This window comes from Agathobaculum sp. LCP25S3_E8, from assembly GCF_052117165.1.
Lineage (GTDB): Bacteria > Bacillota > Clostridia > Oscillospirales > Butyricicoccaceae > Agathobaculum.
In genome coordinates this window covers 1-2,778 of sequence record NZ_JBQKJR010000120.1, presented here as the reverse complement: position 1 = coordinate 2,778, position 2,778 = coordinate 1, and the positions used below count along the sequence as shown (strand labels likewise).

Here is a 2,778-nt window from a genome sequence, read left to right as displayed (position 1 = left end):
GCAATCCTGTCTGGATTTTATTCTTGTAAAGTAAATTCGCTCAAAGCGGAAAACATCCATAAGGCGGTTATCTCGATGCTCTCTATTGTGATGCAAAGTATCCTTCTACTAACTCAGCCGTACTGCCAGGATAAGTGCGTCATGGAGAATGTAAGTGAATCATCGCAAGGGTCGTTACAGGGAATAGGCGAAATCAGGCTGATACGCCTACACCAAAAGGTGCGGAGGTGGCTGTGGGAACTTTCGCAATCCCCCAGCAAATGGACATAAATCCTCCCGGCTCAAAGATGGCTCCTAAAACGCACACAACTATTTGTTACGCGGAACGTGGTAAGCCCTATGCGTTCCTTCGCAGAAATGCGGAGGTATCAACCCCGTAAGGGGAAGAAATGACGCAGAGGGTAGAGGAACGGGATAAAAAGCGAATGCCTGCCCTGTAACGGGGCAGGATAGGGGTTCAAACTTTGCCCCAGCCCGAAAGGGTGCTGACTTGTCCCACGGTATTTCATAGCAAGAAAAGGAGGTAAACCTATGAACGGTAATTGTTCAACGACGGGGTGTAAAAGCCCTGAGAGATTACCGGACGCGGCGGCGCTGGAACAGCAATGGAGATCCATTGACTGGAAGAAAGCGGAAACCGAGGTCAATAGGCTGCAAACCAGGATTGCTAAGGCGACCCAAGAGAAGAAATGGAACACAGTGAAGCGATTACAGTATCTTTTGACCCATTCGTACGATGCAAAAGTGTTGGCGGTACGGAAAGTGACCACCAACAAAGGGAAAAAGACGCCGGGCGTGGACGGTGAGCTGTGGTCTACCCCAGCCGCTAAAATGCGCGGTGTCCTGACCCTGACCGACAAGGGCTACAAAGCAAAACCTCTGCGCCGGGTGTTCATTGAGAAAAAGGGCAAGAAGGCGAAACGTCCGCTGGGCATCCCCTGTATGTATGACAGGGCTATGCAGGCGCTCTACGCCCTGGCTCTCGACCCGGTATCAGAGACAACAGCGGACACAAAATCCTTCGGCTTCCGCAAGGGGCGCTGTGCGCAGGACGATTGTGAATATATCTTCACAGCGCTCAGCCGCAGGAATTCCCCGCAGTGGGTGCTGGAGGGCGACATCAAAGGGTGTTTTGACCATATCAGCCATGACTGGCTCATTGAGCACATCCCAATGGACAAATCTGTATTGAAACAGTTTCTGAAAGCAGGTTTTATATTTGAGCGGGAACTGTTTCCCACTGATGAGGGTACTCCCCAAGGCGGCGTCATCTCCCCTATTCTCGCAAACATGGCGCTGGACGGAATGCAGAAAGTCCTCTCGGATCGTTTCCACACCAACCGACTGGGCAAAGTGGACCTTCGATTCAAAAACGCCCATAAGGGAAATCTGGTGCGCTACGCCGACGATTTCATTGTTACTGCGGCTACAAAAGAGATTGCGGTGGAAGCAAAAGAAATCGTCCGCGATTTTCTGCAAACCAGAGGGCTGGAGCTGTCCGAGGAAGAGACGGTTATCACCCACATCGACGACGGTTTTGATATGCTGGGCTGGACATTCCGCAAATTCAAGGGAAAGCTCATTGTCAAGCCGTCCAAGAAAGCGCTGAAAGCCCTTAAATCTGCCCTGTCCGAGACGATTCTTGGACGTGGTAAGGCTTGGAAGCAGGAAGTCCTGATTGAAAAGCTGAACCAGCAGATTCGTGGCTGGACGAATTACCATCAATCGGTCTGTGCCAGTGAAGCCTTTGCCCATATTGACTACATCCTCTACGAATTACTGTGGCGATGGGCGAAGCGCCGCCATCCCCATAAGGGGCAGTGGTGGGTCTCCACCAACTACTGGCACCGCAGAGGCAACCGGAACTGGGTGTTCTGCACCGAGGACAAGGAACTTTTGCGGGTGGACCACATCCCCATTGTCCGCCATACCAAAGTACGAATGGACGCAAATCCCTATTTTGACACCCAATACTTCATTGACCGCAAATTCCAGCATGGTATGAAGCGGCTATCTGGACGCTTTAAGCAAATCTGGAAAAACCAAAAAGGGTGTTGTTATCACTGTGGACTTCCCATGGACATCAGCGACGAGAGGGAGATTTTCTTCAAAGTCCCGAAAGCCATGGGCGGCAAGGACGAGGTGCGCAATATGGCCTACGTCCATAAGCATTGCCAACAAATTTTCTTGGAACGCCGCGCGAAAGCGTGATGAAATGCTTGAGCCGTATGAGTGGAAACGCTCACGTACGGTTCTTAGACGAGAAAGCGGGAGTAATCCCGCCGACTTAGTCGACTATGCACCGCTTGTCCGCGCCCTAGGCGGCGAGGTGGTTCAAATTGCGGCAGGCAGTCACAACCACATCAATGCGATGGACATGACCAGCGGTTACGGCGAGGAGGACGACACCGTAAACGGCCCTCTGCTGCTGAAAAGCCAGTTCGTCATGTCTCTGTGCGAACAGCTCATGAAACCTTCCCTGATTGACGCGAAAGAGCGTTCTATCATCGCGCGGTGCGTGAAAAGCGTCTATCAGAACTACACGCAGGACGGTACGCCCTCTCCCACACTGAAAGAGTTCCGCGCGGAGCTGCTGCGCCAGCCGGAGCCGCAGGCCCAGTCCATCGCGCTGGCGCTGGAACTGTTTGTAGACGGTACGCTGGATGTGTTCGCCTACTCCGTGCTGTCAGCCTTGTCCGCCACGGTCTCATAGTCACACGGTTGACGTGCCAGCCAGCGGCCAGACACCATGGCTTCATACTCAGAAGCCGGACACAG

At 52.8% G+C, this 2,778-nt stretch carries 2 protein-coding genes; both read left to right on the top strand.

Translation table 11 applies throughout. The annotated features are described in order from the left end of the window. Nucleotides 1–531 precede the first annotated feature (531 nt). A complete protein-coding gene (ltrA, locus tag ACTQ34_RS17710) occupies nucleotides 532–2,211 on the top strand; it encodes a group II intron reverse transcriptase/maturase (RefSeq protein WP_441364919.1) in 1,680 nt (559 codons plus the stop codon). A 4-nt stretch (nucleotides 2,212–2,215) separates the two neighbouring features. Continuing rightward, the gene (locus tag ACTQ34_RS17705; protein WP_441364918.1) at nucleotides 2,216–2,713 is read left to right on the top strand and encodes a hypothetical protein; all 498 of its coding nucleotides are present in this window, start codon (nucleotides 2,216–2,218) and stop codon (nucleotides 2,711–2,713) included. Nucleotides 2,714–2,778 lie beyond the last annotated feature (65 nt).